We start from the raw sequence: 13,927 nt of genomic DNA, 5'->3' as shown, positions 1-13,927 counted from the left end.
GATCATGAAGGGGGACACCGACAGGCTGCACTGGTGGCAGACGCGCTGGTTCGTGGCACTGATGGTGCTCGTCTCGATCATTCCGCTGTTGAAGCCCGACATTCCCCCGCTGGTCGACCTGCCCGGGCATATGGGCCGCTACCGCGTCCAGCTCGATGTCGGGAGCTATCCCTGGCTGAGCGACTGGTATGATTTCAAATGGTCGCTGATCGGCAATCTCGGCGTCGATCTGCTGGTCGTGCCGATGACGCCGATCTTCGGGCTCGAACTGTCGGTCAAGCTGATCGTCATCGCCATCCCGGCGCTCACCGTGCTGGGCCTGTTGTGGATCGCGCGCGAGGTGCATGGCCGCATCCCGGCGACCGCGCTGTTCGCCCTGCCGCTGGCGTACAGCTTCCCGTTCCAGTTCGGCTTCGTCAATTTCGCGCTGGCGATGGCGATCGCGCTCAACGCCTTCGCGCTGTGGCTGCGGCTTGCGCGGCTCGGGCATGTGCGGTTGCGCGCGATCATCTTCGTGCCGCTCTCCTGCGCCTTGTGGCTGTGCCACACCTTTGGCTGGGGCGTGCTCGGCGTGCTCGCCTTTTCGGCTGAGCTGATCCGCCAGCATGACGCGATCCGCGGCAAGGGGTGGCGGCACTGGGGCCTTGCCTGGGTGCGCGCCGGGCTGGCCTGCGTGCCGCTCGCCTTGCCGATGGTGCTGATGATCGCCTGGCGCACCGGCAACCATGTCACCGGCCAGACCGGCGACTGGTTCAACTGGCGCGCCAAGGTCGGCTGGCTGACGATGGTGCTGAAGGATCGGTGGCAATTCTTCGACATCGCTTCCACCGCGGTCCTCTATCTCATCCTGTTCAAGGGCTTTCGCGACCCGGCGATCGAATATTCGCGTAACCTAGGCCTGTCGGCCCTGTTCCTGGCGGCCGTGTTCATCGTCCTGCCGCGTATCGTGTTCGGCTCCGCCTATGCCGATATGCGCCTCGCGCCGTTCCTGCTCGCGATCACGGTGATCGCGCTGCGACCCCGCCCGGGCCTGTCGATCCGCGGCACGGCGCTGCTCGCGGTGCTGGGCTGCGCCTTCTTCCTGGTGCGGATCGGTGCGGGAACGGTCAGCTACTGGATGTTCGATCAGCGCTATGATCGCGAGCTGGCCGCACTCGATCATGTACCGGTCGGTGCGCGGCTGGTCAGCTTCATTGGTGAGGAATGCGGCAATAAATGGCTGATGTCGCGGCTCGAGCATCTGCCCGCGATCGCGCTGGAACGGCGGCTCGCTTATACCAACGACCAATGGTCGATGCCGGGCGCGCAGTTGCTGACCACCAAATATACCCAGGCGCGCACCTTCGCCCATGATCCGTCGCAGGTCGTGACCAGCGTGCAATGCCCGCGCGAATTCTGGCGGCCGCTGATCCGGTCGCTGGCACGGTTTCCGCGCGACGCGTTCGACTATGTATGGCTGATCCAGCCGCCCGACTATGACCCCAAATTCAATGCCGGGCTGATCGAGGTGTGGCGCGACGGAAAGAGCGTGCTGTTCAAGGTCGATCATTCGCAGCCCGGGCCGGACGTGCCGGATTCCGAACTCTATCCGAAATATGTCCGGCGCGTGCCTTTTTGATAAGTAAGCCGGCACCGGCCCGCTCCCCCACCCCGCCACCCAACGGCAGTGTATTCTATGGGTGGCGGGATGGGGAGCGGGCCGGTACCGGCTTACCAAATCTACGTCTTTCTGAACGGCGTCAGCGCGCCGAGATAGTCCTGGTCCGATTCGACCGCCTCGCGCTCGCGCTGCAGGAATCCCTCGATCGCGCGGCGGAAATTCGGGTCCGGAATATAATGCGCCGACCAGGTCGTGATCGGGACATAGCCGCGCGCGAGCTTATGCTCGCCCTGCGCGCCCGCCTCAACCGTCGCCAGGCCGCGTGCGATCGCGGCGTCGATCGCCTGATAATAGCACAGCTCGAAATGGAGGAACGGCACGTCCTCGATACAGCCCCAATAGCGGCCATAGAGGGTGTCGCCGCCAATCAGGTTGAGCGCGCCGGCAATCGGCGCACCGTCGCGCTCGGCGAGAATCAGCAGCACGCTGTCGGCCATGCGCTCGCCGAGCAGCGAGAAGAAGTCGCGGGTCAGATAGGGCCGGCCCCATTTGCGTGCGCCGGTATCCTGATAGAAGATCCAGAAGGCGTCCCAATCGGCCTCGCTGATCTCGGCACCGGTCACATGGCGGATCGTCAGTCCTTCGACCGCGGCGGCGCGCTCCTTGCGGATCGCCTTGCGCTTGCGGCTGGCGAGGCAGCCGAGAAAATCGTCGAACCCGGCATAGCCCTGGTTGCGCCAGTGGAATTGTGTCCCCGCACGGATCAGCCAGCCCGCCGCTTCGAACAGGGGTAACTGGTCGGGGTCGATAAAGGTGGCGTGCGCTGATGACAGGCCATGCTGGTCGGTCACCGCCTCGACCGCCGCGATCAGCGGCGCGGCGAGCGCCGGATCGCGCAGCAACAGGCGCGGGCCGGGCACCGGGGTAAAGGGTACCGCGACCTGTAGCTTGGGGTAATAGTGCCCGCCGGCGCGCTCCCACGCATCGGCCCAGCCATGGTCGAAGACATATTCGCCTTGGCTGTGGCTCTTGGCGTAAGCGGGCGCGATCGCGCCCGGCGCGCCGTCCGCTGCGTCGACCACGATCGGAATCGGCTGCCATCCGGTCTGCGCGACGGCGCTGCCCGATTCCTCGAGGATCGACAGAAAGGCGTGGCTCAGGAACGGATTGCCGGCCCCGGCGCACGCGTCCCAGTCGGCGGGCGCAATGGCGGCGACGCCGTGAGCGATTCGGGCAGTGACGGCGGTCATTGCCCCTAAGGTAGAGGCGCTATGGGTCGGCTCCAAGGCGGGATCGGGGGTTTGTTTCGGTTTAGGCCCTAGAATGTGTCGGGCGCGATCGGCGGTCCCACAAGTTCCATGCCGAACTCATGCAGCAGGGCGGCATCTTCTTTGGTGCTGGCATATTGGCCCGGCTTGATTCCCCGGCTCTCCCGCTGCCCGAAAAACGCTTCCATCTTTCCCGCCGGCGCAAAGGAGATCAGCATTCTGCCGATCGGGCCTCCCGCGAATGCCCATACATGGGGAATGCCGCGCGGGCCCAGCACGCAGTCGCCCGGTTTCAGATGGGATCGCTCCTCTCCCACCTCGACGATATACTCGCCCTCAAGGCAGAAAAAGAGCTCGTCCTCATGGTGGTGAAGATGGCGCGACGGTCCGCCCTTGCGCCGATTGAGCTGCTCCAGGACGAAAAGATCGCCGCCTGAATCACTGGTCAGGACTTTATAGCGGGTTTCGCTCAGTCCGATTGCGCGCTCCTTGCCTGCCCGATCCTGGTCTGCACCGACCCGTGGAAGCGGGCGGCGTGTCCCGTCAACCGCCGCATAGAGTCGTGTCGGGAGCAACGCGAGCGCTGGAAGGGAGAGAAGAGATCGACGGAGCATCGCAACGCCTTTCCGCGCAATCCGGCAGCGCCGATTGCAGCGCGCTCAAGCTATCGTTTCGGACGCTTCGTGTCGAATCCGGGTCGGCGGCACTGCGCCATATCAGGTATGGATTTTCCCCGGAAAGGCTCGATCAGTCTTCGCGCGCGCTGGCGCGCAGTCTTGCGACAAGCTCTTCCGAACCATGGAGATAGGCGGACAGCCGGAGAGTGGATCCGTCGCGGAACACCAGTTGGTATTCGCCCAGTGCTTCATTCCCGGTGATCGACCAAATATCCGGGATGCGGCGTAGCGTATCGCGCCCAAAATGGCGGATGCGCAGCGCATCGCCCTTCCACATGATCGTGCGCCCGTAGCCGATCCATGTCGCGTAGATGGTCATCGCCGCAAAGGTGATGGCGAGAATGAGCGCGTAGATCATCTGTGTCGTGCCATCGGACCGCGACGAGCCGACGAACAGAAGGACGTAGCTGATCAGCGCCGTTATACCCGCGGAGCCGGCAATGGTGACATTCACGAGCCAGCTTGGCCGGAGCGTTTTCCACCCGTCCGAATCTGTCCGGGCCGGCCTCTGCCTTCGAACCGCCATTGCCACGATGACAATGGCCAGAACGGCACCCACCAATCCGCTAATGACCGCGCTCATAACGTCTGCCTTCCCTTCGAAGGCAGTATAATCACCGCCCGCCCGCGTCGGACAGGCGCTTGCGGGGCCGGCCTATTCCGCGATCTTGACGATCGCGTCGATCTCCACCGCTGCGCCGCGCGGCAGTACCGGGACGCCGACAGCGCTGCGCGCATGCTTGCCGGCCTCGCCGAACAGCGCCTCCATCAGGTCGGACGCGCCATTGGCGACCAGCGGCTGATCGGTGAAGTCGCTCGCCGAATTGATGAACACGCCGAGCTTCACGATCCGCTCGACCCGGTGCAGCTCGCCCAGTGCGCGCTTCATCTGCGCGACCAGCATGAGCCCGCAACGCTGTGCGGCTTCCTGGCCGTACGCCAAATCCTGGTCCTCGCCGATCCGCCCGGTCATCACCACGCCGTCCTTGAACGGCAGCTGGCCCGAGATATGGAGCAGCCCGCCAGCCTCGACGGCCGGAACATAGGAAGCGATCGGCGCCGCGGCCTCAGGTAAAGTGAGGCCGAGTTCGGCGAGCTTGGTGGCGATTCTGTCGGTCATGGCGCCTCGATGACGCGCCCCGGGGGGCGCGTCAATCCAGTGTCGGCAAACCGCGCCGTCAGGCCGAGCGGGCCGGCGTGTTGACCCCCATGCTCTGGAGATATTTCTTCACGTTGCGCGCCGCCTGGCGCAGCCTTTGCTCATTCTCGACCATCGCGATGCGCACGAAACCCTCGCCATTTTCGCCATAGCCGACGCCCGGGGCGACCGCGACCTTGGCATGGGTCAGCAATTGCTTGGAGAATTCGAGGCTGCCGAGATGGGCCAGCGCCGGCGGCAACGGCGCCCAGGCGAACATCGAGGCGCGCGGCGAGGGAATGTCCCATCCCGCTCGGCCAAAGCTTTCGACCAGCACGTCGCGGCGATGCTGGTAGAGCTTGCGGTTCTGCTCGACGATGTCCTGCGGCCCGTTGATCGCGGCGACCGCGGCGGCCTGGATCGGGGTGAAAGCGCCATAATCAAGATACGACTTCACCCGCGTCAGCGCGGCGATCAGCGTCGGATTGCCGACCGCAAAGCCGATCCGCCACCCAGCCATCGAATAGGTTTTCGACAGCGAGGTGAATTCGACCGCGACATCCTTTGCGCCCGGCACTTGCAGGATCGAGGGCGTCGGCTGGCCGTCATAATAAAGCTCGGAATAGGCCAGGTCGGACAATACCCAGAGCTTGTGCTCCTTGGCAAAGGCGACGACGCGCTCATAGAAAGCGAGATCGACCACTTCGGCGGTCGGGTTCGACGGATAGCCCATCACCAGCACGCTCGGGCGCGGCACGGTGAACGCCATCGCCCGCTCCAGCGCCTCGAAATACTGCTCGTCGGGCGTGGTCGGCACGCTGCGGATCGTCGCCCCGGCGATGATGAAGCCGAAGGTGTGGATCGGGTAGCTCGGATTGGGCGCAAGCACGACGTCGCCGGGCGCGGTGATCGCCTGGGCGAGATTGGCGAGCCCCTCTTTCGACCCGAGCGTCACCACCACTTCGGTATCGGGGTTCAGGTCGACGCCGAAACGACGCTTGTAATAGCCGCTCTGCGCCTTGCGCAGCCCGGGAATGCCCTTGGAGGCCGAATAGCCATGCGCGTCGGGCTTGCGCGCGACTTCGCACAGTTTCTCGATCACATGCGGCGGTGGCGGCAGATCGGGATTGCCCATGCCGAGATCGATGATGTCCTCGCCGCCCGCTCGCGCCTCGGCCCGCATCGCGTTCACTTCGGCGATGACATAGGGCGGCAGGCGGCGGATGCGGTAGAAATCGTCGGACATGAGTGGTTCTCTGCATTTAGGACGGTATTGTCCTGATACGTCTTTCTGCCTTTGACGGGAATGACGCAAGCGCAGCCATAGGTTAGGATGGCTGAAAATCCCGAGGAAGCTCCGAGGAATCCGATGGCCGACACCGACACCGCCGCGCCGACCTTACCCAGCCTGGAGGAGCTTCAGCATTGGACCTGGGTGATCGGCCGGGCGCAGCAGATGATGCTCGAACAGGGGCTCGGCGCGATCGCACCGCCCGAATCGAGCGGCCTGCCGGTGATCCCCGGGCTCAACGATCCGGCGACGCTTGAGCGTGCGCAGTCCTTCTGGACCGACAGCCTCACTTTGTGGCAGCGCTTCGTCGATCCCGCGCATGCGCCGGCGGTTGAGGAAAAGCCCGAACATGCCCGCGACAAGCGCTTCAAGGATGCTGCGTGGCGCGACAATCCGATGTTCGACTGGATCCGCCAGAGCTATTTCCTGATTTCCGACCATTTGCTGCAGAATGTCGATGCGCTGCAGGGCCTGGATGCGAAGCAGAAGGAGCAGTTGCGCTTCGCCGCGCGCGGCTTTGTCGATGCGATGAGCCCATCCAATTTCCCCGCGACCAACCCGCTCGTGCTCGAAAAGACGATCGAGACCGGCGGCGAGAATCTGCTCAAGGGTTTGCAGAACATGCTGGCCGATATCGGCAAGGGGCAGCTCACCCATACCGATCCGAACGCGTTCGAGGTCGGCCGCAATCTCGCCACCACCCCCGGCAAGGTGGTGCACCGCACGCCGCTCTACGAACTGATCCAGTATACGCCGACCACCGAAAAGGTGCTCGCCGTGCCGCTGGTGATCTTCCCGCCCTGGATCAATCGCTTCTACATTCTCGACCTGACGCCGGAGAAAAGCTTCATCCGCTGGGCGGTCGACCAGGGCATTACCGTGTTCATGGTGTCGTGGAAATCGGCCGACGCCAGCATGAAGGATGTGCTGTGGGACGATTATATCGCCGCGCAGATCGATGCGATCGACACGATTCGCGCGGTGCTGAAGGTCGATGCGGTCCATGCGATCGGCTATTGCGTCGCCGGCACCACATTGGCCGCGACGCTCGCCATCCTGGCAGCGCGGGATGAAGCGGAGAAAGTGAAGAGCGCGACTTTCTTCACTGCGCAGATCGACTTCGCCAATGCCGGTGAACTGCTCCATTTCGTCGATGATGATCAACTCGCCTCGATCGCCAAAATGTCGCCCGACGGCTTTCTCGACGGCCGCTACATGGCGCTGACCTTCAATCTGCTGCGCGGGCGCGACCTGATCTGGAATTACGTCACCAACAATTACCTGCTTGGCCAGGATTATGCGCCGTTCGATCTGCTTCACTGGAACGGCGACACGACCAATTTGCCCAGCAAATGGCATCTCAGCTATCTGACCGACCTGTACCGCGACAATCTGCTCGCCAAGCCGGGCGCGCTGCAGGCCGGGGGCACGCCGATCGACCTGACCAGGGTGAAGACGCCAGCCTATATCCAGGCGGGCCGCGAGGATCATATCGCGCCGGCGGAAAGCGTGTGGAACATCACCCATCACTTCGCCGGGCCGCTCAAATTCGTGCTCGCCGGATCGGGCCATATCGCCGGGGTGGTCAATCCGCCCTCGCTGCACAAATACCAATATTGGCTCAACCCGGAACCGGTGAAGACGCTGGCCGATTTCGTTGCCGGGGCGAGCGAGATCAAGGGCAGCTGGTGGCCCGACTGGCTTGGCTGGCTGCATGATCAGGACTCGGCGACAGTCGCGGCAAAGGCGGCGCGCCAGCCGGGCAAGGGTAAGCTCAAGGCGCTCGAAGACGCGCCGGGAACTTACGTAAGGACCCGCTAAGCCTCTGTTATAATTGTGTCTTGATCGTTACGTGACTGTTATGTTGCGTTGCAACAAAAATCCTTGCTTTTGGCGGCGCAGCAATTATATTGCAGTGCAGCAACGAATGTAAGGAGGCCGTTTTGGCCAGCAAGTCGCCTAACACTGACACGACCATCGAGGCGCCCGCGCCGGTCGTCGCGCCGGTTTCCGCTCCTGCCGTGACGGCAGCAGCTGCGCCTGCGCCCAAGGCCGATCCGGCTCCGGCCGCAGCACCGACCGCCAAGGTCGACGCCGCGCCCAAGGTTGAAGCCAAGCCGGTCGCCGCAAAGACGGTCGCCAAGGCTGCGGCCAAGCCCGTTACCGCCGCCAAGCGCAAGCCGGTGGCCAAGAAGAAGGTCGCCGCCAAGGCGGTCACCAAGCCTGCCGCAATCAAGATCAAGCCTGTTGCAGCCAAGCTGGCTGTACCCACCGCAATCAAGCCGGTCGTCGCCAAGGCGAAGGCCGTCATCCAGAAGGAAGTGACTGTCATGGAAGCTACGCTGAAGACCGCTGCCGACAAGGCAAAGACCCTGTTCGCCGATGCGAACGACCGCGCCAAGGCCGCTGTGGAAAAGAGCACCAAGGCGTTCGAGGAAATCAACGAATTCAGCAAGGGCAACATCGAAGCTCTGGTCGAATCCGGCAAGATCGCGGCCAAGGGCTTCGAGACGCTCGGCCAGGACGCTGCTGATTACAGCCGCAAGCAGTTCGAAGGCGCGACCGCCGCGCTGAAGAGCCTGTCGACCGTCAAGTCGCCGACCGACTTCTTCAAGCTGCACAGCGACTATGTCCGCTCGTCGTTCGACTCGATCGTCGCGCAGACCTCGAAGAACACCGAAGCACTGCTGAAGCTGGCCGGCGAGGTCGCTCAGCCGATCTCGAACCGCGTCACTGTCGCAGTCGAGAAGGTCAAGATCGCCGCTTAATCGCTGGCAATCGAACCGATCAGGAAAGGGCGGTCCCGCAAGGGGCCGCCCTTTTCGTTTGCGCGGGCTTACGCTGCCTTTGCTGATCCTCGACGATGCCCGGTGTTGTGCTAGACCGTCCTGGCATGGGGCGAAGGGGGAATGGCAATGGCTTTCTGGAATATCGATCTGACCACGCAGGACGGGGCGGAGGGCGCCGCGCAGAATGGCGGCCTGGCCTGTTTCATCGCGGCGGGACTTACGGTCCTGGGCATCGCGATGCTTGTCGCGACCTATCAGGGCGCCCCGGCACCGTTGCTGGGAGGAATTGCGGGCGTGGCGAGCGAGACAGTGATCTTTACCGTCGCCGGCTTCCGGTTGCGCGCCGGCAAAGGGGTCATATGGGGCGGGGTTGCGGCACTTTTGCTCGTTATCGAGATGGTCACGAAGCTCATCACGATGACCGGCATTGGCGGCGTCGTCATCAACCTCGTCCTGCTGGCCGTCATGATCAATGGCGTGCGTGGCGCCCTGGCGCTGAAGCGTGGCGACCTTGACGTCGACCAGGTGGCGAAAGTCTTCGACTAGCGTCCCGTGTCCGGATCCTGATGCTCCGCTCCCGGAAATGTCCCGGCTGCGGCCGCTGGCAAAGTCACGGTATTCGGGCCGTTATCCATTCTCCTCACCGCGACCCCTTGCCCTTGGCGCAGGTCATGCCATATTTTCGGACTTCATGATCGAACAGCTCAACATCAAGGCGATGGCCCAAGGCCCCGACGAGGGCACGGGCGGTGACGACGAGGGCACCGGCCTCGGCATCGCCACCCGCACCCGGACTCGCACCAAACACCCGACCCCGTACCGCGTGCTGCTGCTCAACGACGATTACACGCCGATGGAATTCGTCGTGCTGGTGCTGCAGCGCTTCTTCCGCATGGATATGGAGGCGGCGACGCGCGTGATGCTGCATGTCCATCAAAAGGGCGTCGGCGTGTGCGGCACCTTCAGCTATGAGGTCGCCGAGACCAAGGTCGCGCAGGTCACCGACTTCGCCCGGCAGAACCAGCATCCGTTGCAATGCACGCTGGAAAAGGCCTGAACCCGGGTTCCGGCGTTGTTGCATCGGTCCTGATTCAACCCAAATCCTACCTGTGGCAGTGAAACAGCGGACGAAGCGCCATCCGGCCTTCGACTCGCTCTTTCTCATCGTCAATTTGTCGAAAAGCCCATGGCCGCCGCGTGCGCCGCGCAAACAGCCAGCGTGGTTGGCTGTTCCTGGCTGATAGCTGGCTGATATGCTGGCTGTTATCTGGCTGTTATCTGGCTGTTATCTGGCTGTTATCGATGATTGCGGGATTCGATACAACCCTCTGAAGATACGGCATAAATTGCGTGGCCTGCCTGAAATAACAGCCAGCAAAAAAACTTTTCCGAAAATAACAGCCAGGAACAGCCAGCTCAATGCGGGCCGCGTCAGGATGCCGCCGGGAGCCAGCCCAGGTCGAGCCCGGCATAGCGGTCGACATAATTCGCCGCCCGCGCCAGTGCGCGTTCGTTGCGGAACATCACCCGCCCTGCCTCGCGCGCGATCAGCCCGTCTTCCTCAAGCTGGCGCAGCATGCGGTTGACATGAACTGCGGTCAGGCCGGTCGCGTCGCCAATCTCCTCCTGAGTCAGGCCCAGGGTGAAGCTGGCGCCGATCTCCTTGTCTATCATACGCAGGCGGTTGCGCATCTCGATCAGGATTGCCGCGACCCGCGCCTTGGCCGAGGTGCGGCCCAGCGCCGCCAGCCGGTCGGTCAGCGCGGCGCGCTCGATCTCGTTATAAACCATGATCAGCGCGGCGAGCCGTGGATGATCGCGGATCAGGCTCGCCATCGCCGACCGCTCGAACGGGCATACGACGCAATCAGTCAGCGCGGTGATCGTTTCCGGCGCTTCGCGATACACCAGGCTCGATTCCGCCAGCATGTCGCCGGGGAACAGGAAACGCAGGATCTGGCGGCTGCCATCGTCGAGCAGGACCGAGCTCATCATCGTGCCCTTGCGCAGCACGAACAGCTCGGTTGTGCGATCATTTTCGCGGATCAGCGCACCGCCGCGGCGCAGATGACGCTCGCGCTCTTCCAGACGTTCGAGCGCCCGATGCTCGGCCGGGGTCAGAATCACCATGTCGCCCAATCGCTCGGCGAAACAACTACCAGCCACTCACGCATTCCCCCCGACGGTGTAACCTCAGAGCATTACGGCGGAATCCGCGCATTAAAGTCGATCAAGCGGTGCGATCTGCGGTCTGGAAGATCGATCTGCTTCACGCGGCTGTTGCGCGGACGCGTGCACGCGATAGAAGCTCGGCAATGGACCGAATTCTTATCCGCGGCGGCAATCGCCTTTCGGGCAAATTGCCCATCTCCGGCGCGAAGAACGCCGCCCTCACGCTGATGCCGTGCGCGCTCCTCACCGATGAGCCGGTCACGCTGCGCAACCTGCCGCGACTCGCCGATGTCGACAGTTTCGGGCACTTGCTCAACCAGCTCGGTGCCTCGACTCAGATCGAGGGATCGCGACCGGAGGATTTCGGCCGGGTGATGACGATCCGCGCCGGCAAGCTCACCTCGACCGAGGCGCCCTATGACATCGTGCGCAAGATGCGCGCGTCGATCCTGGTGCTCGGCCCGCTGATCGGCCGCGCCGGTGAGGCGACGGTGTCGCTGCCCGGCGGCTGCGCGATCGGCAACCGTCCGATCGACCTTCACCTCAAATCGCTCGAGGCGATCGGCGCGCATCTCGAAATGGCCGCCGGCTACGTCAAGGCGACCGCGCCGGGCGGACGGCTGTCGGGCGGTAAATATACTTTCCCGATCGTTTCGGTCGGCGCGACCGAGAACGTCATCATGGCCGCGGTCACCGCCAAGGGCGGCTCGATCATCGAAAATGCCGCGCGCGAGCCGGAAATCGTCGATCTGTGCAACCTGCTCGTTGCGATGGGCGCAAGCATTTCCGGCATCGGCACCGAGACGCTGGAGATTGAGGGCCGCGACCGGCTGCACGGCGCGACTTACCGCGTGATGCCCGACCGGATCGAGGCGGGCAGCTATGCGTGTGCCGCGGCAATCACCGGCGGTGCGCTCGAACTGGTCGGCGTCGGCATGCACGACCTGCGCGCGACCGTCGCGGCTTTGGTCGAGGCCGGCGTGACGGTCGAGGAGCGCGGCAGCAATCTCTATGTCGAGGCGTCGAACGGGCTTGGCCCGCTGACTCTGTCGACTGCGCCGTTCCCGGGCTTTGCGACCGACATGCAGGCGCAGTTCATGGCGATGCTCACTCAGGCCGACGGCGCCAGCGTGCTGACCGAGACGATTTTCGAGAATCGCTACATGCACGTGCCCGAACTGGCGCGGATGGGCGCTGACATCCAGGTGCGCGGCCGCACCGCGGTGGTGCGCGGCGTCACGCCGCTGGTCGGCGCGCCGGTGATGGCGACTGACCTGCGCGCCTCGATGAGCCTGATCCTTGCCGGCCTGGTCGCCAGCGGCGAGACTCAGGTGCAGCGCGTCTATCATCTGGATCGCGGCTATGAGCGGCTGGAGGAGAAGCTCTCGGCGGTCGGTGCGGACATTGAGCGCGTTGGGGACGGCTAAGCCGTCCGCTCCGGCACTGCGGCCGCATCGAGCGCGATCGCCACATCCGGCGCGACGGCTTCCCACGGGAAGATAAACCAGTCCTTGGTGACCGAGCGGTCGATTTCCCGCGCATGATATTCGATCCGCTGAGTCGAGCGCACATTGTCCATCAGCGTCGCGAAGCGGATGCTGCCCGGTACCGCACCGGCCTCGGCCAGCGCGTGGCGCAGATTGGCGATGGTGCGGCCGGTGTCGTTGATATCGTCGAGGAACAGCAGCCGCTCACCCTCGCGCGTCCGCGCCGCGAGGCGAACCAAAGGCGCATCGGCGAAATCCTCGACCTGCGACGAGAAATCGACCGACAGCATCGGCAGGCCGGTCGCATGGCTGAGGAACACCGCCGGCACCAGCCCGCCGCGCCCGATGCCGATGATGAAGGTTGGCCGCCACGCCGCGTCACTGTCGAGCTTGCCCGCCAAGGTGCGAATATCGGCGACGAACTGCTCCTGCGGGATATGGGTATAGACGGTCACGCGGCGGTCCTCTCGACATAGGCATCAAGCGCTGCGAGATGCCCGGCGACGATATCGTCGTCGAGGAAGGATCCGAGGAAGCTGTTGCGCGCCAGCGCGACGAGGTCGTCGCGATCGAGGCCGCGCCCCGCGGCGGCGGCACGATAATTATCGGCGATATAACCACCGAAATAGGCCGGGTCGTCGGAATTGACCGTGGCGCGCAGGCCCGCGCGGAGCATGCGGTCGATCGGATGCGCGTCCATGCTCTCGACCACGCAGAGCTTCAGGTTGGACAGCGGGCACACGGTCAGCGTCATGCCGATCCGCGCGAGGCGCGCGGTCAGTACCGGATCTTCCAGACTGCGATTGCCATGGTCGAGCCGGTCGATGCCGAGCAGGTCGAGCGCCTGGTGGACATAATCGGGCGGGCCCTCTTCCCCCGCATGGGCGACTAGCCTCAGCCCTTTTGCCCGGGCAGCGGCGAACACCCGCGCGAACTTCTCCGGCGGATTGCCCAGTTCGCCCGAATCGAGCCCGACCGCTGCGATCCGGTCGAGCCAGGGCTCGGCCGCCTTGAGCGTGGCAAAGGCGTCCTCCTCGTCGAGATGACGCAGGAAGCACAGGATCAGCTTGGAGGTCAGCCCGTGCTTCGCCTCGGCTTCGGCCATGCCTGACAACAAGCCGGCGATCACCGTGTCGAACGAAATGCCCCGCGCAGTATGGGTCTGGGGGTCGAACATGATCTCGGCATGGACCACGCCGTCGGCCGCCGCACGATCGAAATAGGCGGTGGCCAGGTCATGAAAGTCGCGCTCGGTGCGCAACACCGCGGCACCCTGGTAATAGATGTCGAGAAAGTCCTGCAGCCGCGAGAAGCTGTAGGCGGCGCGGACATCCTCGACGCTGGCGAACGGAATCGTCACCTGGTTGCGCTCGGCGAGCGCGAACATCAATTCGGGCTCAAGGCTGCCCTCGATATGCAAATGGAGCTCGGCCTTGGGCAGGCCGGTGATGAAGCGGTCGAGATCGGTCATGCGCCATGATCGCGCGGCGGGGTGAGCAGAGCAA

Annotated in this window: 14 protein-coding genes; 6 read left to right on the top strand and 8 right to left on the bottom strand. The window is 64.0% G+C overall.

Annotated features, from left to right (window positions below):
• The first annotated feature begins 4 nt into the window (after nt 1–4).
• A complete protein-coding gene (locus ACRECS_RS13265) occupies nt 5–1,618 on the top strand; it encodes a hypothetical protein (protein WP_431583440.1) in 1,614 nt (537 codons plus the stop codon).
• A 101-nt stretch (nt 1,619–1,719) separates the two neighbouring features.
• Here the strand turns inward: ACRECS_RS13265 and ACRECS_RS13260 are convergent, their stop codons facing one another.
• From ACRECS_RS13260 to ACRECS_RS13240, 5 genes are all read right to left on the bottom strand, one after another.
• The gene (locus ACRECS_RS13260; protein ID WP_431583439.1) at nt 1,720–2,850 is read right to left on the bottom strand and encodes a GNAT family N-acetyltransferase; all 1,131 of its coding nucleotides are present in this window, start codon (nt 2,848–2,850) and stop codon (nt 1,720–1,722) included.
• Nucleotides 2,851–2,918: 68 nt separating this feature from the next.
• A complete protein-coding gene (locus ACRECS_RS13255) occupies nt 2,919–3,482 on the bottom strand; it encodes a cupin domain-containing protein (RefSeq protein ID WP_431583438.1) in 564 nt (187 codons plus the stop codon).
• 133 nt (nt 3,483–3,615) lie between these two features.
• Nucleotides 3,616–4,128 carry a hypothetical protein gene (locus ACRECS_RS13250; RefSeq protein WP_431583437.1) on the bottom strand — a complete coding sequence of 171 codons (513 nt, stop codon included), beginning with the start codon at nt 4,126–4,128 and terminating at the stop codon, nt 3,616–3,618.
• Between the two features lie 72 nt (nt 4,129–4,200).
• On the bottom strand, nt 4,201–4,665 hold the full coding sequence (locus ACRECS_RS13245) for a RidA family protein (protein ID WP_431583436.1): 465 nt from the start codon (nt 4,663–4,665) through the stop codon (nt 4,201–4,203).
• Nucleotides 4,666–4,723: 58 nt separating this feature from the next.
• Nucleotides 4,724–5,929, bottom strand: a complete 1,206-nt coding sequence (locus ACRECS_RS13240; protein WP_187761707.1) for an LL-diaminopimelate aminotransferase — start codon at nt 5,927–5,929, stop codon at nt 4,724–4,726.
• Between the two features lie 123 nt (nt 5,930–6,052).
• Here ACRECS_RS13240 and ACRECS_RS13235 point away from each other — a divergent pair, with 123 nt between their 5' ends.
• The 4 genes from ACRECS_RS13235 to clpS all read left to right on the top strand — a co-directional run bounded on the left by ACRECS_RS13235 (nt 6,053) and on the right by clpS (nt 9,820).
• Nucleotides 6,053–7,795 (top strand): PHA/PHB synthase family protein, encoded by a 1,743-nt coding sequence (locus tag ACRECS_RS13235; protein ID WP_431583435.1) that lies wholly within the window; start codon nt 6,053–6,055, stop codon nt 7,793–7,795.
• 122 nt (nt 7,796–7,917) lie between these two features.
• Nucleotides 7,918–8,742, top strand: a complete 825-nt coding sequence (locus tag ACRECS_RS13230; protein ID WP_431583434.1) for a phasin family protein — start codon at nt 7,918–7,920, stop codon at nt 8,740–8,742.
• A 147-nt stretch (nt 8,743–8,889) separates the two neighbouring features.
• Entirely contained in the window at nt 8,890–9,309 is a 420-nt protein-coding gene (locus ACRECS_RS13225) for a hypothetical protein (protein WP_431583433.1), read from the top strand.
• Between the two features lie 172 nt (nt 9,310–9,481).
• Nucleotides 9,482–9,820 (top strand): ATP-dependent Clp protease adapter ClpS, encoded by a 339-nt coding sequence (clpS, locus tag ACRECS_RS13220; protein ID WP_431583494.1) that lies wholly within the window; start codon nt 9,482–9,484, stop codon nt 9,818–9,820.
• Between the two features lie 374 nt (nt 9,821–10,194).
• Here the strand turns inward: clpS and ACRECS_RS13215 are convergent, their stop codons facing one another.
• A complete protein-coding gene (locus ACRECS_RS13215) occupies nt 10,195–10,893 on the bottom strand; it encodes a Crp/Fnr family transcriptional regulator (protein WP_431583493.1) in 699 nt (232 codons plus the stop codon).
• A gap of 185 nt (nt 10,894–11,078) precedes the next feature.
• On the opposite strand from ACRECS_RS13215, the gene murA reads away from it, so the two are divergent.
• The gene (murA, locus tag ACRECS_RS13210; RefSeq protein WP_431583432.1) at nt 11,079–12,362 is read left to right on the top strand and encodes a UDP-N-acetylglucosamine 1-carboxyvinyltransferase; all 1,284 of its coding nucleotides are present in this window, start codon (nt 11,079–11,081) and stop codon (nt 12,360–12,362) included.
• On the opposite strand, the gene ACRECS_RS13205 is transcribed toward murA, so the two are convergent.
• Both ACRECS_RS13205 and ACRECS_RS13200 read right to left on the bottom strand, forming a co-directional pair.
• On the bottom strand, nt 12,359–12,877 hold the full coding sequence (locus tag ACRECS_RS13205) for a phosphoribosyltransferase (RefSeq protein ID WP_431583431.1): 519 nt from the start codon (nt 12,875–12,877) through the stop codon (nt 12,359–12,361). The two genes, murA and ACRECS_RS13205, sit on opposite strands and share 4 nt — an antisense overlap.
• On the bottom strand, nt 12,874–13,893 hold the full coding sequence (locus tag ACRECS_RS13200) for an adenosine deaminase (protein WP_431583430.1): 1,020 nt from the start codon (nt 13,891–13,893) through the stop codon (nt 12,874–12,876). The genes ACRECS_RS13205 and ACRECS_RS13200 overlap by 4 nt, the downstream gene beginning before the upstream one ends.
• Nucleotides 13,894–13,927 lie beyond the last annotated feature (34 nt).

This window comes from Sphingomonas sp. (assembly GCF_050725575.1).
Classification (GTDB): Bacteria; Pseudomonadota; Alphaproteobacteria; order Sphingomonadales; family Sphingomonadaceae; genus Sphingomonas.
This window is presented reverse-complemented; position numbering and strand designations above follow the sequence as displayed.

What these genes read in the sequence shown, in the direction of transcription:
- ACRECS_RS13265 (WP_431583440.1), top strand. Translation starts at nt 5, where the DNA reads ATGAAGGGGGACACCGACAGGCTGCACTGGTGGCAGACGCGCTGGTTC.
- ACRECS_RS13260 (WP_431583439.1), bottom strand. Translation starts at nt 2,850, where the DNA reads ATGACCGCCGTCACTGCCCGAATCGCTCACGGCGTCGCCGCCATTGCG.
- ACRECS_RS13255 (WP_431583438.1), bottom strand. Translation starts at nt 3,482, where the DNA reads ATGCTCCGTCGATCTCTTCTCTCCCTTCCAGCGCTCGCGTTGCTCCCG.
- ACRECS_RS13250 (WP_431583437.1), bottom strand. Translation starts at nt 4,128, where the DNA reads ATGAGCGCGGTCATTAGCGGATTGGTGGGTGCCGTTCTGGCCATTGTC.
- ACRECS_RS13245 (WP_431583436.1), bottom strand. Translation starts at nt 4,665, where the DNA reads ATGACCGACAGAATCGCCACCAAGCTCGCCGAACTCGGCCTCACTTTA.
- ACRECS_RS13240 (WP_187761707.1), bottom strand. Translation starts at nt 5,929, where the DNA reads ATGTCCGACGATTTCTACCGCATCCGCCGCCTGCCGCCCTATGTCATC.
- ACRECS_RS13235 (WP_431583435.1), top strand. Translation starts at nt 6,053, where the DNA reads ATGGCCGACACCGACACCGCCGCGCCGACCTTACCCAGCCTGGAGGAG.
- ACRECS_RS13225 (WP_431583433.1), top strand. Translation starts at nt 8,890, where the DNA reads ATGGCTTTCTGGAATATCGATCTGACCACGCAGGACGGGGCGGAGGGC.
- clpS (WP_431583494.1), top strand. Translation starts at nt 9,482, where the DNA reads ATGGCCCAAGGCCCCGACGAGGGCACGGGCGGTGACGACGAGGGCACC.
- ACRECS_RS13215 (WP_431583493.1), bottom strand. Translation starts at nt 10,893, where the DNA reads ATGGTGATTCTGACCCCGGCCGAGCATCGGGCGCTCGAACGTCTGGAA.
- murA (WP_431583432.1), top strand. Translation starts at nt 11,079, where the DNA reads ATGGACCGAATTCTTATCCGCGGCGGCAATCGCCTTTCGGGCAAATTG.
- ACRECS_RS13200 (WP_431583430.1), bottom strand. Translation starts at nt 13,893, where the DNA reads ATGACCGATCTCGACCGCTTCATCACCGGCCTGCCCAAGGCCGAGCTC.